The sequence below is a fragment of the Mesorhizobium sp. M5C.F.Ca.IN.020.29.1.1 genome, from assembly GCF_003997375.1.
Taxonomy (GTDB): Bacteria; Pseudomonadota; Alphaproteobacteria; order Rhizobiales; family Rhizobiaceae; genus Mesorhizobium; species Mesorhizobium wenxiniae.
In genome coordinates this window covers 1-2,325 of the sequence record NZ_RZSW01000748.1, presented here as the reverse complement: position 1 = coordinate 2,325, position 2,325 = coordinate 1, and the positions used below count along the sequence as shown (strand labels likewise).

Annotated in this window: 3 protein-coding genes and 1 pseudogene; 2 read left to right on the top strand and 2 right to left on the bottom strand. The window is 59.2% G+C overall.

The genetic code is table 11. The features are described 5' to 3' along the window. The coding region (locus tag EOA85_RS33035) for a cbb3-type cytochrome c oxidase subunit I (protein ID WP_206523433.1) at window positions 1–578 on the bottom strand (578 nt) is incomplete at its 3' end. 253 nt (window positions 579–831) lie between these two features. On the opposite strand from EOA85_RS33035, the gene EOA85_RS33030 reads away from it, so the two are divergent. After that, on the top strand, window positions 832–1,254 hold the full coding sequence (locus EOA85_RS33030) for a hemerythrin domain-containing protein (RefSeq protein ID WP_127212509.1): 423 nt from the start codon (window positions 832–834) through the stop codon (window positions 1,252–1,254). On the opposite strand, the gene EOA85_RS33025 is transcribed toward EOA85_RS33030, so the two are convergent. Then, window positions 1,251–1,979 (bottom strand): Crp/Fnr family transcriptional regulator, encoded by a 729-nt coding sequence (locus EOA85_RS33025; RefSeq protein WP_127212508.1) that lies wholly within the window; start codon window positions 1,977–1,979, stop codon window positions 1,251–1,253. The genes EOA85_RS33030 and EOA85_RS33025 overlap by 4 nt on opposite strands. A 156-nt stretch (window positions 1,980–2,135) precedes the next feature. On the opposite strand from EOA85_RS33025, the pseudogene EOA85_RS33020 reads away from it, so the two are divergent. Continuing rightward, window positions 2,136–2,325, top strand: a pseudogene (locus EOA85_RS33020) (coproporphyrinogen III oxidase); the annotation flags it as partial.

Sequence of the window (2,325 nt, the reverse complement as noted above, 5' to 3'; positions counted from 1 at the left end):
ACCCAGACGATGGTCAGCCATATGTCCACATACCATTCGGGCTCGGCATATTCGCGGCTCTCGGTGATGCCGAGCAGGTAGCCGGTCGCGGCCATGACGATGAAAAGCTGATAACCCCAGAACACGAACCAGGCGAGGTCGCCGCCGAACAGCCGGGCGCGACAGGTGCGCTGTACGACGTACAGGGAGGTGCAAAGCAGCGCGTTGCCGCCGAACGCAAAGACGACGCCGGATGTGTGCAATGGCCGCATTCGGCCAAAATTGAACCACGGCTCGATGTTTAGATCCGGATAGGCAAGCTGCAGTGCGATAATCACGCCGACGAGCATGCCGACGACGCCCCAGAACATAGTTGCGATGGCGCCGTAGCGGACCGGCCCGTCCATATATGCCGCAGGGTCGATCGGGGCCGTTGCCTCAAAGCTGGTGTTGCGCAGAAGGACGACGACAAAGCCAAGCAGCACGAAGAACAGCACCCACATGTGCTGACGAAACGGCTCGTCCACGCCGAAGCCGGCTGCCACCAGCGCCAGAAAAGCGAAAAGGCCCAAAGCGACGATTTCTGTGCCGAACTTCATGACATGTCCCCGACCGCTGATCCCGATGCGCGGACGCCAATCCGCAGCAAGACCAATTCCGCGGCTACATCGTCGCCGCCTTGATCCAAATCAAAGCTGCATGGTTTTGGATTGGGCAGCGTTGGTTTTGCGAACGAGTGGGAGGCGGCCATTGAACGAAGAGAAAGGGCGGGGATCGTCGCTGTTCGAAGTGCGCCGCGAGAATTCGATGCTAGCTGGCCGATCCGGCAGAGAGGCAATCCCAAGCGCAGTGATGAAGCGCGCGCACAGGGAAAAACTGCAGCTCTGTGATGCTCTGGAGAAAATCGCGGACGCTTTGCCGAATGTCGATCGCCTGAAGTGCCTTGGCATAGCCAACGCAATCGTTCCGTTGTTGCGCAATATTCATCAATATGAAGAAACGATCATCTTTCCCGCCTATGAGGCCGCTACAGGCGGCAGCAATGCCAACCTTGCCTCAACCCGGCGATTGCGCGCCGAACACGTCGAAGACGAATGCTTTGCCGGGGAGGTGACTGAAATCCTGCTGGCGATCGGCCATGGCGAGACAGTCGAGAATGCCGAAGCGGTCGGCTTCATGCTGCGTGGCTTCTTCGAAAGCATGCGCCGTCACATCGCATTTGAACGCGAGCATGTCTTGCCGGCGATCGGGATCATCGACCAAGGCGCAATCTAAGCGCCGGAGCGTCGCTCCAGTCGGCTTAGGCTGTCGATAGTCACATGCCGGTTGTTCTCGATCCGGATCACGCCGTCCGTTCTTAGCCTGGTCAGCTGGCGGCTCACCGTCTCGATCGTCAGCCCAAGAAAGTCGGCGATGTCGGCGCGTGTCAGCGGCAGGTCGAAGGTCGCCGATCTTGCGGTAGGTTTGGCCGTGGGATCGATATTCCTGGCGATCATCAGCAAGAAGCTTGCCACCTTTTCCGAAGCGGTCTTGCGCCCCAGCGTCAGCATCCAGTCGCGTGCTTCGTCGAGCTCGTTCAGCGTCTGCTTGAGCAGGCGATGCTCGAGTTCCGGCGATTCCTTCATCATCCGTTCGATGGCGGCCTTCGGAAACGAACACAGGGAAACGGCGGTTGCGGCTTCCGCGTTGATCGCGCTTTCCACCTTGAACGGCCGTCCCAGAAAGTCGGGCGCAAACTGGAGGCCGACGATCTGCTGGCGACCGTCGGAAAGGCTCTTTGTCAGCTTGACCACACCCGAAAGCACATTCGAATAGCTGTCGACGGTCTCGGCGTCGCCGATCAGTTCGATCCCGGGCTCAACCCTGTGTTTTGACGAGGTCTTGGCGAGTGCGACCAACTGGTCGGGATCGAGCGCACCACAGACTCCGCGATGCCGTGCCTCGCAAGACTGGCAAAGTACTGGAATGCCGGCACTGTGAACGTCCTCCCGCACTGTCATCATAATCGTCCCGACGGATCAAAGGTGCCGGCAAGATAACACCAGCGGCTGCAAATCCCTTGCGGCAGTTTGTCCGCAGAGGGCCTTGACCGAAATCAAGGCGACGGTGCGGATCTGGAGCCAGAATTCAGCCTTGCAAGGATGATGGAAGGCGACATGCGACCGGAATTGGCTGCCAGACTTGGCGAGAATGTCCCCCGCTACACCAGTTACCCGACCGCGCCGCATTTTCATTCAGGCGTTGATGCTGCCGTCTATCGTGGTTGGCTGCAGGGGCTCGATGATGGCGACGAGATCTCGCTCTACCTGCACATCTCCTACTGCGACAAGCTTTGTTGGTTCTGTG